An 18,852-nucleotide genomic window follows, 5' to 3' on the forward strand; every position below is an offset into this window, starting at 1 on the left:
TGTAGACACTAACTCATATTTTACTTCATGCTTGGTGTTTTGACATCTTAGATGATACGACTGCAAACAGGTAGCCTGGTGAAGCGCTTCCTTTTTCTCCACGTACCGTTTTGGAGGATTGATCAGAAGCTTAATGTGTTTTTAGGTGAGTTATTAGAAACAAAAAAAGTAAGTGCCCACTAACAATAGCAGGCACTTACTTTTCTTAATAATAGGGTTGTCAGTGCTGGAAAAAGTAAATAGCCGTCACATGCGCGGCTATTTAGATCGTTTTTTACTTAGCTCCTGGTTTCATTCATTGTGTTTTCTGCCAAGCTTCCTGATTTAATTCTCCATTTATTGCAGCCGCAGCTACAGCCCCTGATGCGGCTGCCGCAATGGATTGATGCATTAGCGAAGACGCGTCACCCGCTGCGTAAACGCCGGGGACACTGGATTTTCCCAATTCGTCGACTACAATCACCCCCGTATCCGATATGCGGCAGCCGAGGGACTGCGGCAAATCCGTTCCCGGAACCAGTTCCGACTTGAAGAAGATTCCCGTGCACGGAATTTCTGTCCCATCCTCAAGCGCGACATGGTTCACCATACCCTCGCTGGATAAAAGGGCACGAATCGGCATATCGAATAGCGGAATTTGATGATCCCGCAATTCATCGCGTTCAGCCTCGCTCAATTCATCGGGGCCATTCGTGCAAACGACAAACCGCTTCGTCCACCCCGACAACAATGGAGCGAAATGCATGAGTGCCGCTCCTCTGCTAATGACAACCAGTGGCTCATCCCTTAATTCCCAACCGTCGCAATACGGGCAAACAAACGCACTCTTTCCGTAGACCTCGGCCAATCCCTTAATCCCGAGCTGGCGATCCTTCATGCCTACGGCAAACAGCAGCTTCTTGCTGGCGATCTTCATCCCTTTGGCCGTCTCCAGCAAGAAGTTTCCGTCCTCACCCGAGATCGACACAACGGTATCTTCCGCCTGGGAAACCGACGGATAGACGCGCAGCTGCTCCTTCGCAATACGTCGGAATTCACTCGGGCTGATTCCGTCCCGCGTCAAAAACCCGTGCGCCTCCCGGGTCACGGCATTGCGGGGACGTCCCTCATCAATGACAATCGTCTGCTTCCTCGCGCGTCCCAGCATAAGTCCGGCACTCAAACCGGCGGGACCTCCCCCGATAATCGCTACATCCACTTTGTTCATGATTGTTTAATCCTCCTCGTTAGTAGGCTATTCGATATTTATGGCGACTGTAGACTAGATACGGTCTTCTCTTTCGTACATATGCTGACTTTGCAGACGAACAAGCACTTTGCCGAACCGGCCGCCTTGCCGGATTTCCACTTGTTCGCCGGGAAAGCGTGTGTCCAAATGACGGGAGACAATATGACGAACCCTCTCGTCCGTCGTGATGCCGTACATGTTCAGCCAATTGATCGTATCATTGAATGCGGTCTCTTTAGAGACTGTCGTTGTTTTCATTTCCCGGGTTACCAACGATTGATAAGAGTATCCCTTTAGCAGCAGTAATTGGGTCAGGTAAACCATCTCCAAATGCTCGGTCTTTCGGGGGCGATCGGTGACAAGCGGCCATATCTCGTCAACCAGGCTGTGCTTCCTGGAACCTACCGACAAGCTCATGTAGCAGAACGCCTTCGCGCAGCTCAGCACCCTCTCTACACTGGCCCAATCGATCAGAACCGGGCACATGGAGACAAAGACGAGATCAAAGGCTCGCTCCCATCCCCTTGCCTTAAGATCAATGTTTTCGAAAGGCTCGTGCACCACCTTGACCGTTCCATTCGCTAAGCCCCAACTATTTTGCTGTAGGAGCTCGACCAACGGAGGAGAAGTTTCTACCGCCGTTACATCCGCTCCCCTCTCCGCGAAAGGTACGGAAAAGCCACCCGACGCCGCACCTATATCCAGGACGGAAGATCCCGAAAATTCGACTCCCTGGTCCTCTAGCCAGTTCATTATCCGTCTGGCCCTTCGCCTGCCTTCTTCGCTGAACACTTCTTTATTGAATGACTTGGCCGATGAATCAAGTGTATGCGCCGGATCGATGCCAGCCCTCTTCATCTTGTTTACTCCCGTATAGGGATCTTCTTTCCAGGCTTTTTCCCATACCGCCGAATCAAACAGTTCATTTCTCATTGTATTTATCACCTTTTTTCGCATAATCTAGGCTTGAAATTGCGTCTATCTCCACTGTGCCGATCACACCCGCCACCTGCTGGACCGTATTCATAATTGCGCTGCTTTCATTCCAACCATGATTGGAATAACTTTATTTCTCCACGGCATTATGCAGTGCTTCCGTCATCACTGCTTGCATATTCTCCACTCTCTCAGTTATACTTCGAGGTTCTGGACTTTAAAGGCCCTAGATATCTTTAATTGTTTTAAAAAAGAAAAGTTACACACCTATATGTAGTCCTCATACAAGATCAGACATTTTCTGATTTCTCAACTGTTCTTCCATCTCCCGGAAAGCAGGAATCGTTACCGTACCCCTCAGAGGTTGACTCAAACTTCCCGAGAGCATCTCCATGAAATCACTAAGGTTTAACGAGGTTCATTTTCGGCGGAATATACCCGAGTTGCCTGCCCATTTTTACAATTTGTCCTCTATGATGAAATTCGTGGGTGATGGTGTGCGTAAAAAGCCATAATTCGGTTAACTCTGCGCTGTCGCTCTTCCAGGATGCTTGAATGGCAGGATCCCATTTGTCTTTAAATTCATTCAGAAATTCATAAACCAGGGCATCCGTTTTCTTAAAAACCTCACGCATTTCCTGTACGTTTCCAACGGATTCCGGTTTTATATTAGGAAGTGATTTACCAAGGGCACGACTGCCCAGCCATACCCTATAACAATCGGCTACATGAGCATGCAGACTGCGAATAGAAACTCCGCCTAAGGTTTCAACTTCTTTAACATAATCTGGGGGGGACAAAGTTTCGCAATAACGAAATAATGTTTCCCTTGTGCGTTGGATCAATTCATACTGGTTTTTAAGTACGTCCATCTTCTCGCTCCCCTTTTGATAATAAGGTGGCTTTTTCAGTCATACTTACTGATTTCAGAAACCTGCGGATAGTACGGATAAGATCTCGCTCTAATTAGTTAACACCGGCCGTTACGGGAAGTACAAGCGTTGCTGTCACCAAGTGCAAACATATAGGTTAAATCGGGAATTTTGCCACCAGGTTAAATTACTCTACGAACCTTGGGCAGCCCACATTCCGCTATTCCGAATCAGCTTACGCACGGATTCTACCTGGAAAGATGGAAGATGATGTCCCGGCATCAGATATACCACGCGGCCAGAGCCATATGTATGTGCCCACGCTGCAGGCCACCGCTGGCCATCATGGACATATTCGGCAAGTATAACCGCCGATTCATGCGGGCTCAGCTCGAACCGGAACGGTTCTTCATCTACCGTAAAATCGCTTAAGTTCTCCACAATAGGATGACTCCCTTGATTATATCGAACTGGCAGTGACGTATATTCCGGATGTCCCGTAACCCTGCCGCCGATTAACTTTTCCAGCTTTTTGCTTAGCTGAAGCGAGATACCGTTGTGAATAACTAGCAGTCCACCGCCGTTTCTCACATAGGAGATGAGCGCTTGTGCCTGATCTTCGGGTATCTCCAGATCCGAAAAGTCCGCGTATGATATGAACAGATCATAGCCCTCCAGCTTATCCTCCTGAAGCACGGCGTAATCATCCGTACATTCAACCTCCATAACAGGTTTAAATATGGTTTGTAATTCGCGATCAATATACGTAAAAGGATGATATTTCGCTCCCTCGTATCGTCCAAGGGCAATGGCTTTCATATTCATAGTTTCCTCTCCTTCCCATTTTTCAGGTCTGTAATATTTACCCAATTTCACTCGAGTCGATAGCTGTCATTCACCCCCATTATCGATTCAACTATGACAGTTATAAATCATTATTATAGATTTAAAAGATACATATTATCTTTAATTGATTTAAAAAAAGAAGGTTTATATGACTATATTCAGTTCCCGCACAAGATCAGACATTTTCTGATTTCTCAACTGCTCTTCCATCTTCTCCTCTGCCGATAATACCACCTTTTGAATCGGGCATCCTGGTCCATGTTCGAAACTGCAATCGAACAAGGAGGCCGAGCCTTCAATCGCATGAATAATATCTAGGAACGAAATATTTTCCCAATTTCGTTTGAGCCGATAGCCGCCATTCACTCCCGTTATCGATTCAATCATGCCCGCCTTCACCAACTTGGTCAATATTTTGGACAAATAGGTCGGGGACACACTTTGCCGCTCCGCCAACTGCTGCACACCTATTGGTTTTTGGGGAGTCGCCGCGGTAAGAAAGAGCATCGTATGGAGGGCATAATCGGTAGCCTTGGAGTACTTCATTCAAAATCACCTCAAACACAGACTTAACAAGTCTATAATAACTATTATGATTCATTGCGTCAAGCGTAAAGCATACCTGCGTATTTCTTAAAAAAATACATCCATATAGATCTCTAAAAACGAAATACTTCAAAGTTCCTCCGTGTTCAGTGATTGCATTATATTGAAATATTTACAATAGTGTGTGATACACAGTATAATACTTCCAGGAGCTGATCATATGGCAGATATAAATGAAACGATCATGGGGTTATCAAGCGAACTGCGGAGAGGCACGATTGTCATTGGCGTGCTCAGTCAATTGTCCGAACCGCGGTATGGCTATTCTCTCGTGCCCTTATTGGAGGAAAAAGGAATCGCCGTCGATCCCGGCACCTTGTACCCCCTACTCCGTAGACTCGAGAAGCAAGGACTGCTGGAGAGCAGATGGGATACGAATGAATCGCGCCCCCGTAAATACTATCTGCTCAGCCAATTCGGGAAGGAAGTTTATGCGGGACTGTGCCGGGAGTGGCGCAAGCTAGTCGCGAGCATGGAAGGCGTTTTGACTGATCTTGGAGGAGGAGAGTAGTATGGAAGTCATTGACCGTTATATTTATGCGGTGACGCAGCGGCTGCCTGAGCAGCAAAGAGAGGACATTAAACGGGAGTTGCAAGGCCTGATTGAAGATATGCTGGAGGAGCGCAATCCAACTGGCCAGGCAACTAAAGAGGATGTCGAAAGCGTGCTCATTGAGCTGGGCCATTCGAATGAGCTGGCCGCGAAGTATCGCGGGCACGAGCGTTTCCTGATCGGTCCCATGCTGATCGACGCTTACTTTAGCACACTAAAGATTGTGTTCACCTTGATCGTCATAGGGCTAACCGCCGGTTTCATCATCGATACATTCCTTTCACATTCTGGAAGGCCGGACCCGGTTATAGGCTACCTGGCCTCTTTAGTTAATGGTGCTGCACAAGGATTCTTTTGGGTCACCGTTGTATTCGCTTGGATGGAGTATAAGCAGCGGGCCGGCAACGGCAGCGGGAAGAAAGCGTGGAGACCCTCCGATTTGCCGCCGATTCCGGACGCAAAGATGAAAATCAATAGGAGAAGGCCCATCTTAGCCATCCTTTTTACCATTGTGGTCATGGCGATTTGTGTCCATTCGACCGATTTTCTCGGGATTTGGAGGAACCACGATGGCGTCTTCACGAACGTTCCGTTCCTGAATATCGATGTATTCCGGCACTATTGGCCGCTTCTGTGGATCGCCGCCTCATTAGCCATTGCTAAGGAAATCGTCCGAATTATTGTGCGCTACAGATCTGGCAAACTGCTTGTTTTCCATATCGTGATGACGGTTATTACAACGATGCTTGTATGCATCATGCTTGCGGACATAGCGCTGTGGAATCCGCATTTCATTCAGGATTTGACCGCCTCGGGACTTCTTCCCGTCGAAGGAAGCGGCTTCAAAAGCCTAGTGTCGACTTGGCCCGAGGTGAACGGATATGTTGTAAAAGCCACCGTGGTGTTTGCCTTGATCGATATTGCTGCCGAGTCCTTTGCCTGGTACCAAGCAAAATCATTGTCCTCTCCATGGACAAAACAAAAGCCGCTTGTATAGCGAGCGGCTCAGGCTGTTGATCTCCTTTCATTTTTCGAGCTTGCGGCTTGATCAAAATGAGCCCGGTACATTACCGGGCTCATTACTATACAATCTTCATAAATACATTTTGTGCCTAATTTCCCAGGTCACTACACAGATGCAGCGGCCATTATGGCCACTACGGTTTCGACACCGATACGAGAATCTTATTGACCCCTGAGACGACCGTCAATTCAGACGGTAAATTGAGGTCTTTCACGAAACGCGTATCTCCGATTTCCATTGCATGGATGTCCAGCTCGACCGAATGCGGCAGGTTTCTCGGCAAAGCCTCCACTTCCACATAGGGGTCTTGGATTTGCACGACTCCTCCCGACTTCGTTCCGGCGGGGGTGCCTATGAGCTTCACCGGGATCTTCGTGCGAATGATCTCCCCCGTCTGGACGAGCTGAAAGTCAACATGCAGAAGTGAGCCGGTTACCGGATCCCGCTGAAGGTCCTCCAGCAGTACCGTCAGCGATGGACCCCCGTCCATCTTCAGCTCAATGAAGCCGGATGCCCCCTGCCTTAGCCATTTTTCAAATTGTTTAGTGGAAATGTGTATGATTTCGTTGTCCGCGTTTTTACCGAATACGACCCCCGGCAAACGCCCCTCTTGACGTAAGTTTCGCAGTCCGGAAGGATTTAACCGCGGACGTCTTTCTGTATGAATGTATGCAGCCATGCTCTACCTCTCCTTTATATGAAGTGATCTTAGCGCTGTAACAGCAGCCGTCGAACCTCCCCTGAGCGGGGATAAATAGAGAAACATAGCATCACAACCTCCATATCTTTCAGTAGTCGGAATACATTAAATGTAAAAAACCCGAAATATAGACGAAGGCACCCCACTCCGAGGAGTGGAATGCCTATGGGTTTCCTCCACCATATCATAGTTTCGTGACCATGTCGATACGCTCCCGCGTGGTCGCTTACTTTCTCGTCCGCCGGCTTCTTTCGTTCCGAGCCTCCTGAAATGTCATTGGAGAAAAATTTTCATTTTGTGCCCCACCCGAACAGGTATGGGATGCCGTCAGGGATATAGGCGCCGTCCATCCGCCGGATGATTTCCAAGCACTTTTCAAGCGTAGCATAAGCACGCTCAACGGTGTCCGCAGCAGCTCCTTTACGCTGTTCCTCATAGATGGTGATCACCGGTCAACACTCCTTTACGAAGCTTTTAAGAGATGTCCATGATATCGGGCGCTGAGGGAATTTGCAGTATTCTATATATGTTGTAAAAGCCACCGTGGTGTTTGCCTTGATCGATTCCGCAGCCGAGTCTTTCGAGAATCGCGCCTTAATTTCGGGTAGCGCTCCTCTTCACCGATGTCAATTGTCGGTCGTACCAAGCACGTCCGAGGAAGAGACCTCCAACGGCAAAAACAACCGACAACCAGATCCCAGCTTGACTTGTAGCTATGTAGGACGGAAACATACGATTTAAGGCGACCTTCACGGCAACAAGCAACATAAGCGTTCCGACGATATAGAATACCCTCTTGCCCGATCCGATCTTGCCTTGCTCTTTCTGATTGATTGCCCATCCTTGAATGAACCCCGCCACAATGCCTATGACGACTCCCGCTAATAACAGTATCCATGCAGTCGTCCCAATACGATTCGTCTCAATAGACCACACGATGCCGGCAATAAGCAGTATCGCTCCAATGAATAATGGATTATCTAACCTTTTCACAAATCCTCATCCCTCTCGTGAATAAACCTTCTTCATAAGCTCAATCACTTCATCAATAGGGAGACCAAACGTTTTGTAATAGGCAGCGTCGATAGCCATCTGCTTCAAGATCATCTCGTTGCGTATTCGCATCATCTCGTCTGACGAGAATTCAGCCACAAAACATCCTTTGCCCGTTATCGTATTGATCAAGCCGCATCGCTCTAGTTCTTCCCACGCCTTCTTGACGGTGATGACGCTAACGCGCAGCTCTTGGGCCGCTTGCCGAATAGGCGGCAGGCAATAGCCGCTTGCCAATTCGCCTTTGAGAATTTGGGCGCTGATCTGTTCGAATAGCTGCTGATAAATCGGTTTTTCCGACGTGCTCGAAATGGCTATGTTCATTGGATCTCCACTTGTCGGAATCGTTTGACCGAAATTCGACAAGCAATCAAAGTGAAGGCAATAAAGATCACGATTCCTGTCACCAAAATGGATGTTTGAACCGCCGTATTGTCGGCACCGGAACCGTTGAAGAGGTCAGACAGATAGGAACTCCGGATTCCCAACCATTGGGCGACAAAGGCAAACGCCATAGCGGCCGCATTAGCTGCAAGCTGCGCCGGGCCATATTTATACGCTGTTTTGTAATACATGGGGAACAAGAAGAGGTTGTAGATCGCCACCATGGCAAAGCATAGTCCCCAGAAACCCAGGTACGGCGCGAAGAAATTGTAGTCCACATTCGGGTATAAGCGGATCGTGAACCATCCATAGATCATGGCAATGACAATATGCATCAACTCCAGGATGACGATTACGGACATCCTTGCTTTTACCATGTCTTGCTTGGTTGCAGGCATCATCGTAGTGAAGAGCAAATCGTTCTGGGTTCTAAATTGAGCGAACATGTTCGGCATCGTTATCCAGAAGAAGTACATCACAACAATAAAATAGATCCAACCCGGAACGAGCATTAAGGCGCCAATCAGAAAAGGCAGTACAAAATTCATCCGATTTATGCCTATTTTCAAATCCTTCATCAGCAGGTTATACATACGCGTCCTCCTTCTTCGCGAAGTAAATCATGATCTCCTCAAGACTCGGCGTGGCTGCCCTGATGCCGGAAGAGGGATCGAAATCTCTGGCGTGAACCAATCCCGTAAAGCCGAACGAATTTGTTTTGTAGGAAATCAGCCGATCCTTCACCTGGTTCAACTGGCTTTCGCTGCCGTTCAGCAGCCGGTACGTTTCCTTAAATTCATCTTTCTCGGCACTATTGATAATTCGTCCGTTTGCAATATAGGTAATATAATCCGCGCACTTCTCCAAGTCAGATGTGATATGAGTGGAGAAAAGAATGCTGATCTCGCCGTCTACGACAAGTTCTTGGAAAATATCCAGCAGATCGTCTCTTGCGGCCGGATCGAGCCCGCTCGTAGGTTCGTCGAGGATAATAAGCTTCGCTCCATGGGACATGGCAAGTGCTAGACTGTACTTGACTTTCATTCCCGTCGACAATTCCACGGTTTTCTTGTTCTCATCCAACTTGAATCTTCTCAGATAGTTGTAATAGGTCTCATCGTTCCAATTGGTATAGAACTTCTTAACGACGTCGGTCAGCGTCTTTATCTTGCTTTGCGTGTAGAAATCGATGCCGCCGAATGCGAATCCGATCTCCTGCTTCAATTCGAGTTCGTGCTCGACCATGTTCTTGCCCAGAATGCGGACCTCCCCGCTATCCAAACGAAGCATGTTCAAGAATTTCTTCTCAACCTATTAGAAAAAGCAAAAAGGGCAGACCAACCGGTCCCCCCTTTTCAATTAGTGCGGTATTCAAAAACCTCTGCCGCGGAGTCCAAAAGACATCTATCCCAGTATGGAATAGGTGGATTAAACCTTCGCAAAATGATTCATAATGGTATCGGCGGCCCGCTTATAACCGCCGGCCTGCCTTAAAGATTCGCCGACGAGGGAAGCCTGCTGTTTATAAAGCGGATTGCTTAGCACTTCCGCTAATGCCTCTCTCAAAACTGTCGGGCTGAGGTTGTGCTTATCCAATGTGATACCTGCTCCCAGCTCCTGTACCCGACTGGCGACAAGGGGCTGGTCCGACGTTAACGGAATCATCACCAACGGAACGTTGTAATAAAGTGCCTCACTGGTACTGTTCATTCCCGCATGCGTAATAAAAACATCCGTATGCTGCAGCATGTCCAACTGCGCTATGTAGGGCTTGACGATAAAATTGTCGGGAATTCGATCCGCCAGCGGCTCCATATCCGTGTATTTTCCTGAAGATAGAACAACATTCACCGGTAAATCCCCAAATGCTTCAAAGCAAAGCCGATAGAAATCCAAGTTTTTATTTAAAATGGTTCCCATCGCAATGTACACGGTTTGCGGGAATCGTTCACGAAGCAGCTCGAACGGGAAGGGCGGAGCATCCTGCCGCGGTAGGATCGAAGGACCGGCGAAAATAAAACTATCGTCCAGCTTTGCCGCCTGCGGCTGAAAATAACGGCTGGTATACACGAGCTTTAACCGTCCTGCATGTGCCGGAATCTCTTCCATGGCCGGAGTACTCACTTGGAACTCCTGCGCTAACTCACGCGTTATTTTCATCGTGGCTTCATACAGTTCCTTCGTATCCGTATCCTCCTCCTTCCAGCCTTGGTCAGCGCCCAATGGCTCCACGAAAGCAAAGGAGGCAATCGAACATACCGCGGGAATGCCCAGCTTCTCTGCAAGAATAGTTCCTCCCCAGCCCATCAGGGAATCAAAGATCAAATAATCGAACCTTTGATTTTCTATCACTCGAAGCACTTCGGGGATCATCGGCCGAATGATGCCGCCTACCATCATATAAATGAACGGATAAGGATGCTTGTACTCCTGCGGTTTCAATACCGGATCATGAGAGAAAGCATCTTGCGGAAAGGGATAGGTAAGCAACTGGGCTCCGGTTTGTTCAATCCGGGAACGGTACTCCTCCGTGCACACATAGACAACTTCCTCGCCATTATTCGTCAACTGAGTGACTAATCCTAACGACGGATTCACATGGCCTTCAGCCGGAGTAATTACAACTAATACACGTGCCATCTTGTCCACCTCCGAAATCTATAAATTCCCCCCGCTCTTCATGATGGACTTGTTGCGACGTATCCGTTACATGGGAAGCTTGTCCTTCGCATGACTCATCGGATGATGTTCTTGATGAACGAGTTCTGTAATTCTTACGGATGCCAGGAAACTTAACAAGACAAAGACTAATTGGAGCGTAAGGACCATCAAAACCCCTGTAGATATACCCCACTGTAAAGTTTGGGCCAAAGCGATTAAAGCGCCGCTGACTCCAATGCTCACACCCATACAGAAGGAATCCACGAATTGGAGAGTCGCGGACACTTCTCCCTCTTTCCCAGGCTCGGCATGCTGTAAAGCGATGGTCCCGGTTGTAGGGTTGGCCAAGCCGACACCGAATCCCGTAATCATTTGCGAGAGCAGGATGAGTATAATTCCGCCGCCTGACAACAAAAGGGACAGGATCACAAGGACAGTTCCGGCGATCATTATCCCGATTCCCAGCATGACTCTCTGCTTTCGGCCACGACCTCGGTCCCGTGCATCAAGCTTGGACTGCAGCCACGCCGCGGCGGACCAGCTCAAAGAGCCTGCGGCTACAAGCAGGCCTGCAAACTGTGCCGAGACCCCCTTCACTTCGGTCAGTGCCAAGACGACAAAACTCTCCGTTGCAAAATAACAAGCGACATACAGTCCTCTGGAAACCAGAGTGGCAGGCAGCCCTTTTTTCACCGAAAAAGTGCCTGCGGGCAGCAGCTTGCGCAATAGCGGGATCATGACGAACAACCCGCCGAAAGTGAGCACAATTCCTTTCCAATCGGTTATCATACCGAGCCCGGTGAGCAGCAGCCCCGTTCCGATGGCAAGCAGAATCGCATGGATAACCTTCGAGCCGGAGGTTTGGGTTGAACCCGTTTGGGATTTGCCAGACAAAGCTTGCCGGTGCTGCAGATCACGGAAAGAGCGGAATGTTAGACTTAAGGCCAATACAAGCAGGGGCAGAACAATCCAGAAAACAAACCGCCACGAGATATAGGAAGCAATAAGCCCTGCCACATAAGGCCCGATTAAGGAAGGCAGGATAAATGCCATGGAGAATGCCGCTAAGATTTGAGTACGAAGTGCATCCGGATAATGTAACGTTACACTGGCATAAACACAGGTGATCAGGGCTCCCGCCCCAAAACCTTGAAGGGCTCTTCCGGCAATAAGCATGTGCATATCGAAAGAAACGGCCGCAACCACGGTACCTAGCACAAAAATGCTGCAAGACACAAGCATGGATGTAAAAACGCCGCGCTTGTCAACCTGCTCTCCCATGACCAAGGTCCCTATAAGCTGAGATAACAAAAACGCGCTGAAGATCCAACCGTATAAATGAATGCCCTGCAAGCTTTGTGCCAGTTTCGGGGCAATTGTCGTAATAGCCAGCCCCTCGAAAGCTACGGTAGTCAGAACCAGCATAATACCAATCGTCAACGCTCTGTTCGGAGTATCGAAAATCCCAGTCTGATTGGAGTTCGTTGTCTTCCTCACCCCCATAAATAAATGACTTTAATGGAAATAACCACCACAATTGACATTTTGAATATACAATAAATACCTTACTTTGTAAAGAAAAAACTTTACTAAGTGCCAATCATAGGAAGCAAGCCGGTTGCTTCAACTGTTTATCGTATCGTTCATTTCCCTTGCCGTTCTAATGAAAGGCTTAACGGCAATCGGAGCATCCTTCAGGGACGGCACAGCCAGGTTGAAATCCTGTATGGCTTAGGGTGGAGGGTACGAACTTGCATGATTAAAACAAAAAAAGTCGCTATCCGGCGACTTCTTAACGATACATTTTCTTGTCCTCCCACATGCGTCCGTGGAATCGTTTTGATGGGCAAGGCTCGCCATGTTCAGGGGTTATATCTACCTCCATAAACCTTCCCCGTCTCTCCTTCTTGTTATACCCTCATGCTTGACGACAATGACATTTTACGACACGTTTCCGGAATGATCAGGACCCGCAAACAAAAGCTGGAATGTCTTTTTTTATACTCGCTTTTTATATACCCTCATCGCAAAGATATAAGCCACGAGCCAAATCCCAACACACCACGTAAGAGCGACCCATATATCATTGCCCACCGGCTGACCGGACAGCAGCGCCCGAATGGCTTCCACGATCGCGGTCACCGGCTGGTTCTCGGCAAAGACGCGAACGGCGGTCGGCATCGACTCGGTCGGCACAAACGCCGAGCTGATAAACGGCAGGAAGATAATCGGGTAGGAAAAGGCGCTTGCGCCATCCACTGATTTGGCAGATAGTCCCGCAATCGCCGCGACCCAAGTTAACGCCAGTGTAAACAGCAGGAGTATGCCGGCTACGGCAAGCCATGGCATGATCCCCGCGGACGAACGAAAGCCCATAATCAACGCTACGAGAATGATAACGATAACCGATATGGCGTTGGATACCAGCGAGGTCAGCACATGCCCCCACAGTAAGGTGGAGCGTGAAATCGGCATGGAATGAAACCGCTCGAATATGCCCCGCTGCACATCGGTAAACAGGCGGAAAGACGTGTAGGATACACCGCTGGCAATCGCAATCAGTAGTATACCGGGCAACAGGTAATTGACATAGTTATCCGTCCCGGATTGAATGGCACCTCCGAACACGTAGACAAATAGCAGCATCATCGCGATCGGCATGATGGTGACGGTGACGATGGTGTCCATACTGCGGGAAATATGGCGCATGGAACGTCCAAGCATAACGCCCAGATCGCTAAAATAATGTTTCTTTACCGCCTCCATTTACTTCCTCTCCTTTTTGCCGACGATTGCGAGGAAGATCTCCTCTAATGTCGGCTGTTTTTCAACATACTCCGTCTTTCCGGATGGGAACAGCTTTTTCAGTTCCGGAAGCGTGCCGTTAGCAATAATTTTGCCCTCGTGCAAAATGGCTATTCGGTCGGCAAGCTGCTCCGCTTCCTCCAAATACTGCGTGGTCAGGAGTATCGTCGTGCCGCCGTCGGCCAGCTCCTTGACGATCTTCCAAACCTCGATGCGCGACTCGGGGTCAAGCCCGGTAGTCGGCTCGTCGAGGAAAATGATTTGCGGACTTCCCACGAGGCTCAAGGCAATGTCGAGCCTGCGGCGCATACCGCCCGAATAAGTAGATGCCTTGCGGTCGGCGGCGTCTGTCAGGCCGAAGCGTTTAAGCATGTTATCCGCCACCTGACGCGGATTTTCGAGGTATCGCAGCTTGGCAATCATGATCAGATTTTCCCGTCCGGTCAATATTTCGTCCACGGCGGCGAATTGCCCGGTCAGACCGATCGCCTGCCGTACATGATCGGGCCTGAACACTGCATCGAACCCGTTTATGGCCGCGGTTCCGCCGTCTGGCTTGAGCAGTGTGGCGAGAATTTTGACAATCGTTGTCTTGCCCGCTCCGTTGGAGCCGAGCAGGGCGAAAATACTGCCCTTTTCCACCTCGAAATCCACGCCTTTCAGCACCTCATGCTGCTTGTAGGATTTTTGCAGTCCTTTTACTTGAATGGCCTTGGTTTGCACGGTTAACATCGGATTCCCTCCCTTAAATGACGGTAACTTTCGACAAATCGGCTTCCATGCCTTTTAGAGCGGCATAGGTCAGTTTATCCATCGTTGCGCCGTCAAAGCAGATGGTTTTGATCATACGATAGTACTTTTTGGTGAAGGTAAACCCGGGCTGGAAAGACACATTTTTAAAGGTAGCTCCCTTGAACGAAACTTCGGTTAATGCCGCTTTTTCAAACTTAACGCCGACAAACGTCTGTCCGTCAAAACACTGCCCGCTCAGATCGGAGTACTTGAAGTCAACCCCGTCAAATAAACAACATTCAAAAATCGTTTTTCTAAGATCGGTCATCATTAACGAAACGTCGGTTAGTCTTACGCCTGTGAATTTGGCTCCGGCAAGGCCCGACTTGCTGAAATTGGTTCGTACAAGGGTCGTCTTATTGAAGCTTGCATTTGCCAGGTCAAGCGCGGACAGGCTGCAGTCCGTCAGATTCGCGCCGTCAAAATTGGCTTCGCGTACATCGCTGCTCTTAAACGAACTGCCGGTCAAATCCGCGCCCGAAAAGTCGGAACCGTGCAACGCGCTGCCATTAAACTGACCTTTATGGGCCTTAACGCCTGCAAAATCGCTTTGCGCCAGGTTACTTGCGCTAAAGTTTGTCACTACTTGCCTTTCCAGCGAGCGGGAGAGGTTGGCGACCTCCAGAATCGTTTGTTCGATGTCACCGATGCTTTCAATCGTCAGCTTAAATGCTGTTTCATCGTCCTTGCCCTCGGCTTTGAGTTCACTATACCGCTCCTGCAAATCGGTGAGCAGGTCGGCCTTTAATTCGGTGACGCTTTTTACCCCGTCGTATGGTGTAAAAACGCTGTTCAAATAGTCGGTCAATTTCCGGTTCATCCCATCAATCTCCTTATAATAAGTTTTCTAACACGCGCTTTGCATACTCCCAATTGCTTTTGTTGCGGGCGTAAGTGTCCTTGCCCTTTTCGGTAATCCTAAAATACTTGCGCCGTCCGCCCTGCGATTCATCGCCCCAATACCACTCGATATCGCCGTCTGCTTCAAGCCGCCGGAAACTGGAGTACATCGTGGCTTCCTTTAATTCATACTCGCCGTCCGAACGCTCGGCAATCAGTTTGACAATCTCGTAACCGTAATGATCAGCTTCGGACAAGAGCCGTAAAATCATCGTATCCGTATGTCCGCGAAGCAGGTCGGATGTGATTTTGTTCTCGCTCATACCATCACCTCCATATCTGCATGATAAGTCATATTACTGTGTCTGTCAAGGTAGTGTTTTAATTATATTACCTTGTCGTGAATAATTCATGTATCCACAGCAAAAAACCGCGCAGGGCGCGGCTTTCTTGGGAGTTATTTACGATGTCATTCAAGTTCAATCCGTTTCGGCAACCCAAACTTACCTTTTTTCCGGAATAACATTCTCCGAATGCACTCGGACTACTTTCTCCATCCAATCTACTGCTTTACTACCATACCGTCCTTGCACCCGGCTCGAATGTCATGCTCGCTCCGGCTGCGCGTGCAGGATCAGGCGCCTCAAACAGAGTTTCTATAGGTCTGCAACTTTCTTTTGGCCGATAAAATACGTACATACCATAGGGTTACCAATCGATTCGTTTCCCATCTCTGAAGAATTCTCCGTTAGGCCCTTCAGGTCCAATCGTCGCTAACCAAAGGATGGACTCAGCAGCCTGCTTAGGGGTTCTTGGTGCAGAGGGTCCGCCCATATCCGAACTTACCCATCCGGGATCGACCGCGTTGATTTTGATATCCCCTTTGATTTCTGCCGCTGCCAAACGCGTCAATCCGTTAAGGGCAAGCTTAGACAACTTATAAGCGCCTGAGCCTTGAGAGGACATCTCGCTTAGCGCCCCGTATTCCGAGGAAATATTAATAATTCTCCCATATCCTTGTCTTTCCATAAGGGTGATAAACGAATGGATCATATTGTAAACGCCAAAAAAGTTAGTGGCCATCGTTTGCTTTAGAATGGAAGGGTCTGAAAACAACCTTTCATGTTCATCCAAATAAACGCCGGCATTATTAATCAGAACGTCTAATCTTCCATAGTGCTCATCTACCGTTATCGCTGCTTGACGAATGCTTTCTGGTCGATCTATATCCATCGGTAAAAATGAAACGTCCAGTGCCGACTCCTTCAGTTTTTGCACAGCTTCCTGACCCTTTCGGGGATCCCGACTAGCCAAAATGACCTTAAACCCATTCAAAGCCAACTGTTTGACCAGCTCATATCCAATCCCTCGATTTCCGCCGGTAACAAGCGCGACTTTTGTATGCATAGACATTCATATCCTCCATTTCTCTGCTGCTTGCTAAGATTGGATGCAGAGTTTCCTCTGCATAAAGAGGCACACCGGCGCAGGCACGCCCTTTCACAATTGCGACCGATCGGGTCTGTATTATCGTCAATCCAATAGGTGCTTCTCGGGGACCCGTGCTGACTGCTTGCCCTCAAAATCCACGCAGCGCCGCTCGGCAACTGCATGGAGCATTCTGTTGCGGTCTTCTTCAGTATGCGAATCCATAAACCATTGGCTGCCGCACGGGATTAGCATACATGCTGATCGTGGCGACGGTCCTGTGAAGCTCGCTCACGCGATGGGGGCAGAGGTTACGGTTTTATCCCAATCCTTGAAGAAGAAAGATGACGGTCTGCAGTCGGGCGCGGCACTGACTAAAACAACCCGAAGCGAATAAACAAATTACATTGTTTAATCAACTTATGTCTATTATTATATAAGTAAGAAATTCATAATCAATGGTTAAAAACCCGAGAATTGTTGATATATCAACACAGCAATCAAAAATGTTCATTATCTTAGAAGGATGGGTGTTTATCTCCTATGACTAAAGTGGATCGCAGAATTCTTAAAACTCAAGAAGCACTTAAAAAAGCTGTCATCGAGTTAATGACTGAAAAAAATTTCGATGACATTACCATTCAGGATATTGCCGACCGGGCAAACATTAACCGGGGAACCATCTACCTTCATTATCAGGACAAATATGATTTATTGGATAAACTCATAGAAACTCACTTAAATGAATTAGGTGAGATGGATAAATGGGCATGCAAGATGGATTGGAGCGATGCTCTTGTACCTTATTTTGAATATTTTGAGAAGCATTATTTATTTTTTTCAACTATGTTAGCGAGTAAAGACGCTAAAGGAGCTCCCTCATCTTTCAGGACGCGGCTTCTCGCTTCTTTTGTGGAAGGATTCCGAGGTGAGATCGACAGAGAGAGCGGCAGAAATACGGAGATAAGTGAAGATATTATGCTGCAGTATGCCGGGACGGCTTATGTAGGTGTAATTGAATGGTGGATAAGAAATAGCATGCCTTATCCGCCTCAAGTTGTGGCCAAACAAGTCGGGGCATTGTTAGAGAGAAGTCTGTAATTTAGTGATTAATAAGAGTGCTCTATCTAGTAGATTGATCCCAAAATAATGCAATTAATTTCCGTTTCCGACGGATTAAGCATTCCAAAGATCCCAGAACGGTTGAGTACGACTGTACCTAAAGTCAATCGCTGCTTCCCTGACCCCAGGCTGGGCCCAACGCTTTTTTGTCGTTCCGGATTACGAACTTTCGTCAGGCCAAGCAGGCCGGGTTGGCGACTTATTTCCTAAAATGATGCCTTCCCGTCCGTTCGCCTCTGTTCTTACTGGGCCGTTAAAATCAGCGGTCCGTCCGGCGTGACTGCGATCGTGTGCTCATATTGCGCCGACAACTTGCCGTCGGCCGTTCTCGCCGTCCACTGATCGTCGTCGATCGTGATACGGAACGTACCTTCGTTGAGCATCGGTTCAATCGTAAACACCATGCCTTCCTTTAACCGAATGCCTTTGCCGGCTGTGCCGATATGCTCATAGCTCGGTTCCTCGTGCAGGCTCCGCCCGATCCCGTGCGCCAGCAGATCGCGTACGACCGAATACCCGTTCGCTTCCGCATGCTGTTGAATCGCGGACGTGATGTCGCCGAGCCGGCCCCCGGGGAGCGCCCGGGCGATCCCCAGATCCAAGCATTCCTTTGTCACCTTCATTAATTTTTGCGCCTCCGGCCGGATATTGCCCACCGGATAGCACCAGCACGAATCACCGAACCATCCGCCATATTCCACGACGATGTCGAGTTTCAGCAAGTCGCCGTCCCTAAGCACCTGGTTCGAAGGAATGCCGTGGGCCACCACATCGTTGACCGAAGTGCAGGTTTCGGCGGGGAAACCGTTGTACCCTTTCGTAAACTGCTTGCCGCCCAGCTTGGTTATGTGTCTGGCAACAAAGTCATTGATTTCCCGGGTGGTGATTCCGGGCTCGATCCGTTTGGACACCTCGCGGTAGCAGTCCGCAATGATTTGGCTCGCCGGCTTCATCTCTTCGATTTCCCTGGGTGATTTTAAAATGATCATCTTTTGTTTATTC

At 48.6% G+C, this 18,852-nt stretch carries 22 protein-coding genes; 3 read left to right on the plus strand and 19 right to left on the minus strand.

Annotated features, from left to right (window positions below):
• Window positions 1–295: 295 nt before the first annotated feature.
• From AC58P5_RS01655 to AC58P5_RS01675, 5 genes are all read right to left on the minus strand, one after another.
• Window positions 296–1,207 (minus strand): NAD(P)/FAD-dependent oxidoreductase, encoded by a 912-nt coding sequence (locus AC58P5_RS01655; protein WP_497384177.1) that lies wholly within the window; start codon window positions 1,205–1,207, stop codon window positions 296–298.
• A gap of 54 nt (window positions 1,208–1,261) precedes the next feature.
• Window positions 1,262–2,161, minus strand: coding sequence for a methyltransferase domain-containing protein (locus AC58P5_RS01660; protein ID WP_497384178.1), 900 nt, complete (start codon window positions 2,159–2,161; stop codon window positions 1,262–1,264).
• A gap of 404 nt (window positions 2,162–2,565) precedes the next feature.
• Window positions 2,566–3,036: a DinB family protein gene (locus AC58P5_RS01665; RefSeq protein WP_497384179.1), complete on the minus strand. Its 471-nt coding sequence runs from the start codon at window positions 3,034–3,036 to the stop codon at window positions 2,566–2,568.
• 192 nt (window positions 3,037–3,228) lie between these two features.
• On the minus strand, window positions 3,229–3,861 hold the full coding sequence (locus AC58P5_RS01670) for a ThuA domain-containing protein (RefSeq protein WP_497384180.1): 633 nt from the start codon (window positions 3,859–3,861) through the stop codon (window positions 3,229–3,231).
• A 165-nt stretch (window positions 3,862–4,026) separates the two neighbouring features.
• Window positions 4,027–4,428, minus strand: coding sequence for an Rrf2 family transcriptional regulator (locus AC58P5_RS01675; RefSeq protein WP_217558613.1), 402 nt, complete (start codon window positions 4,426–4,428; stop codon window positions 4,027–4,029).
• Between the two features lie 220 nt (window positions 4,429–4,648).
• Here AC58P5_RS01675 and AC58P5_RS01680 point away from each other — a divergent pair, with 220 nt between their 5' ends.
• Window positions 4,649–4,999, plus strand: a complete 351-nt coding sequence (locus tag AC58P5_RS01680) for a PadR family transcriptional regulator (protein ID WP_497384181.1) — start codon at window positions 4,649–4,651, stop codon at window positions 4,997–4,999.
• 1 nt (window position 5,000) lies between these two features.
• Window positions 5,001–6,038: an HAAS signaling domain-containing protein gene (locus AC58P5_RS01685; protein WP_497384182.1), complete on the plus strand. Its 1,038-nt coding sequence runs from the start codon at window positions 5,001–5,003 to the stop codon at window positions 6,036–6,038.
• Between the two features lie 160 nt (window positions 6,039–6,198).
• Here AC58P5_RS01685 and AC58P5_RS01690 read toward each other — a convergent pair whose 3' ends face one another.
• From AC58P5_RS01690 to AC58P5_RS01750, 13 genes are all read right to left on the minus strand, one after another.
• A complete protein-coding gene (locus tag AC58P5_RS01690) occupies window positions 6,199–6,744 on the minus strand; it encodes a 50S ribosomal protein L25 (protein WP_497384183.1) in 546 nt (181 codons plus the stop codon).
• A 311-nt stretch (window positions 6,745–7,055) separates the two neighbouring features.
• A complete protein-coding gene (locus AC58P5_RS01695) occupies window positions 7,056–7,214 on the minus strand; it encodes a hypothetical protein (RefSeq protein ID WP_497384184.1) in 159 nt (52 codons plus the stop codon).
• Window positions 7,215–7,359: 145 nt separating this feature from the next.
• Window positions 7,360–7,758, minus strand: a complete 399-nt coding sequence (locus tag AC58P5_RS01700) for a hypothetical protein (RefSeq protein ID WP_497384185.1) — start codon at window positions 7,756–7,758, stop codon at window positions 7,360–7,362.
• A gap of 6 nt (window positions 7,759–7,764) precedes the next feature.
• Complete coding sequence (locus AC58P5_RS01705) at window positions 7,765–8,142, minus strand: GntR family transcriptional regulator (protein ID WP_497384186.1); 378 nt, start codon at window positions 8,140–8,142, stop codon at window positions 7,765–7,767.
• Window positions 8,139–8,795 (minus strand): ABC-2 transporter permease, encoded by a 657-nt coding sequence (locus tag AC58P5_RS01710; RefSeq protein WP_497384187.1) that lies wholly within the window; start codon window positions 8,793–8,795, stop codon window positions 8,139–8,141. Before AC58P5_RS01710 ends, AC58P5_RS01705 begins: the two co-directional genes overlap by 4 nt.
• Window positions 8,788–9,492, minus strand: a complete 705-nt coding sequence (locus AC58P5_RS01715; RefSeq protein WP_497384188.1) for an ATP-binding cassette domain-containing protein — start codon at window positions 9,490–9,492, stop codon at window positions 8,788–8,790. Before AC58P5_RS01715 ends, AC58P5_RS01710 begins: the two co-directional genes overlap by 8 nt.
• 138 nt (window positions 9,493–9,630) lie before the next feature.
• Window positions 9,631–10,842, minus strand: coding sequence for a macrolide family glycosyltransferase (locus tag AC58P5_RS01720; protein WP_497384189.1), 1,212 nt, complete (start codon window positions 10,840–10,842; stop codon window positions 9,631–9,633).
• Between the two features lie 66 nt (window positions 10,843–10,908).
• Window positions 10,909–12,366 carry an MFS transporter gene (locus AC58P5_RS01725; RefSeq protein WP_497384190.1) on the minus strand — a complete coding sequence of 486 codons (1,458 nt, stop codon included), beginning with the start codon at window positions 12,364–12,366 and terminating at the stop codon, window positions 10,909–10,911.
• 495 nt (window positions 12,367–12,861) lie between these two features.
• Window positions 12,862–13,629 (minus strand): ABC transporter permease, encoded by a 768-nt coding sequence (locus AC58P5_RS01730; protein WP_497384191.1) that lies wholly within the window; start codon window positions 13,627–13,629, stop codon window positions 12,862–12,864.
• Window positions 13,630–14,400 carry an ABC transporter ATP-binding protein gene (locus AC58P5_RS01735; protein ID WP_497384193.1) on the minus strand — a complete coding sequence of 257 codons (771 nt, stop codon included), beginning with the start codon at window positions 14,398–14,400 and terminating at the stop codon, window positions 13,630–13,632. It lies immediately after the preceding gene.
• 13 nt (window positions 14,401–14,413) lie between these two features.
• On the minus strand, window positions 14,414–15,280 hold the full coding sequence (locus AC58P5_RS01740; protein ID WP_497384194.1) for a pentapeptide repeat-containing protein: 867 nt from the start codon (window positions 15,278–15,280) through the stop codon (window positions 14,414–14,416).
• Between the two features lie 13 nt (window positions 15,281–15,293).
• Window positions 15,294–15,623 carry a PadR family transcriptional regulator gene (locus AC58P5_RS01745; protein WP_009674170.1) on the minus strand — a complete coding sequence of 110 codons (330 nt, stop codon included), beginning with the start codon at window positions 15,621–15,623 and terminating at the stop codon, window positions 15,294–15,296.
• 385 nt (window positions 15,624–16,008) lie between these two features.
• A complete protein-coding gene (locus AC58P5_RS01750) occupies window positions 16,009–16,713 on the minus strand; it encodes an SDR family oxidoreductase (RefSeq protein WP_497384196.1) in 705 nt (234 codons plus the stop codon).
• Between the two features lie 558 nt (window positions 16,714–17,271).
• Between AC58P5_RS01750 and AC58P5_RS01755 the strand changes: the two genes are divergently transcribed.
• Complete coding sequence (locus AC58P5_RS01755) at window positions 17,272–17,829, plus strand: TetR/AcrR family transcriptional regulator (protein ID WP_497384197.1); 558 nt, start codon at window positions 17,272–17,274, stop codon at window positions 17,827–17,829.
• Between the two features lie 263 nt (window positions 17,830–18,092).
• On the opposite strand, the gene map is transcribed toward AC58P5_RS01755, so the two are convergent.
• Window positions 18,093–18,839 (minus strand): type I methionyl aminopeptidase, encoded by a 747-nt coding sequence (gene map, locus AC58P5_RS01760; protein WP_497384198.1) that lies wholly within the window; start codon window positions 18,837–18,839, stop codon window positions 18,093–18,095.
• Window positions 18,840–18,852 lie beyond the last annotated feature (13 nt).

It is taken from the genome of Paenibacillus sp. JT31N7, from assembly GCF_059692095.1.

Coding starts and splice junctions, on each gene's coding strand:
- AC58P5_RS01655 (WP_497384177.1), bottom strand. CDS start 1,207: ATGAACAAAGTGGATGTAGCGATTATCGGGGGAGGTCCCGCCGGTTTG.
- AC58P5_RS01660 (WP_497384178.1), bottom strand. CDS start 2,161: ATGAGAAATGAACTGTTTGATTCGGCGGTATGGGAAAAAGCCTGGAAA.
- AC58P5_RS01665 (WP_497384179.1), bottom strand. CDS start 3,036: ATGGACGTACTTAAAAACCAGTATGAATTGATCCAACGCACAAGGGAA.
- AC58P5_RS01670 (WP_497384180.1), bottom strand. CDS start 3,861: ATGAATATGAAAGCCATTGCCCTTGGACGATACGAGGGAGCGAAATAT.
- AC58P5_RS01675 (WP_217558613.1), bottom strand. CDS start 4,428: ATGAAGTACTCCAAGGCTACCGATTATGCCCTCCATACGATGCTCTTT.
- AC58P5_RS01680 (WP_497384181.1), top strand. CDS start 4,649: ATGGCAGATATAAATGAAACGATCATGGGGTTATCAAGCGAACTGCGG.
- AC58P5_RS01685 (WP_497384182.1), top strand. CDS start 5,001: ATGGAAGTCATTGACCGTTATATTTATGCGGTGACGCAGCGGCTGCCT.
- AC58P5_RS01690 (WP_497384183.1), bottom strand. CDS start 6,744: ATGGCTGCATACATTCATACAGAAAGACGTCCGCGGTTAAATCCTTCC.
- AC58P5_RS01705 (WP_497384186.1), bottom strand. CDS start 8,142: ATGAACATAGCCATTTCGAGCACGTCGGAAAAACCGATTTATCAGCAG.
- AC58P5_RS01710 (WP_497384187.1), bottom strand. CDS start 8,795: ATGTATAACCTGCTGATGAAGGATTTGAAAATAGGCATAAATCGGATG.
- AC58P5_RS01715 (WP_497384188.1), bottom strand. CDS start 9,492: ATGCTTCGTTTGGATAGCGGGGAGGTCCGCATTCTGGGCAAGAACATG.
- AC58P5_RS01720 (WP_497384189.1), bottom strand. CDS start 10,842: ATGGCACGTGTATTAGTTGTAATTACTCCGGCTGAAGGCCATGTGAAT.
- AC58P5_RS01725 (WP_497384190.1), bottom strand. CDS start 12,366: ATGGGGGTGAGGAAGACAACGAACTCCAATCAGACTGGGATTTTCGAT.
- AC58P5_RS01730 (WP_497384191.1), bottom strand. CDS start 13,629: ATGGAGGCGGTAAAGAAACATTATTTTAGCGATCTGGGCGTTATGCTT.
- AC58P5_RS01735 (WP_497384193.1), bottom strand. CDS start 14,400: ATGTTAACCGTGCAAACCAAGGCCATTCAAGTAAAAGGACTGCAAAAA.
- AC58P5_RS01740 (WP_497384194.1), bottom strand. CDS start 15,280: ATGAACCGGAAATTGACCGACTATTTGAACAGCGTTTTTACACCATAC.
- AC58P5_RS01745 (WP_009674170.1), bottom strand. CDS start 15,623: ATGAGCGAGAACAAAATCACATCCGACCTGCTTCGCGGACATACGGAT.
- AC58P5_RS01750 (WP_497384196.1), bottom strand. CDS start 16,713: ATGTCTATGCATACAAAAGTCGCGCTTGTTACCGGCGGAAATCGAGGG.
- AC58P5_RS01755 (WP_497384197.1), top strand. CDS start 17,272: ATGACTAAAGTGGATCGCAGAATTCTTAAAACTCAAGAAGCACTTAAA.
- map (WP_497384198.1), bottom strand. CDS start 18,839: ATGATCATTTTAAAATCACCCAGGGAAATCGAAGAGATGAAGCCGGCG.